The sequence below is a fragment of the Pseudomonas sp. SIMBA_041 genome, assembly GCF_046535095.1.
GTDB lineage: Bacteria > Pseudomonadota > Gammaproteobacteria > Pseudomonadales > Pseudomonadaceae > Aquipseudomonas > Aquipseudomonas mucoides.
In genome coordinates this window covers 1-244 of sequence record NZ_JAWRXJ010000790.1, presented here as the reverse complement: position 1 = coordinate 244, position 244 = coordinate 1, and the positions used below count along the sequence as shown (strand labels likewise).

Sequence of the window (244 nt, the reverse complement as noted above, 5' to 3'; positions counted from 1 at the left end):
AACGAGCATCGCGTGACCGAAGTCGGTCTGTGTACGGCGGCGTTCGTGTTCGACCCGGCGATGACGGTCATGCCGAACGAGCGCAAGCGCGTGAACACGTTCGGCGGCAAGAACGTTGCGAAAGACACGATCCACGTCACGATTCAGGACACGACGAACGATCAATATTCGTTGTACGGGTACGGGCTCTATCTGGAAAACGGCGTGCTGGCGGCGGTGTACGTGCAAAGTACCCCGATCATGG

The 244-nt window shown here is 58.6% G+C and carries 1 protein-coding gene; it reads left to right on the top strand.

The genetic code is table 11. The features are described 5' to 3' along the window. Positions 1–12 precede the first annotated feature (12 nt). Positions 13–244, top strand: a 232-nt coding sequence (locus SB725_RS33280) for a hypothetical protein (protein WP_410923704.1), incomplete at its 3' end; no start/stop codon positions are given.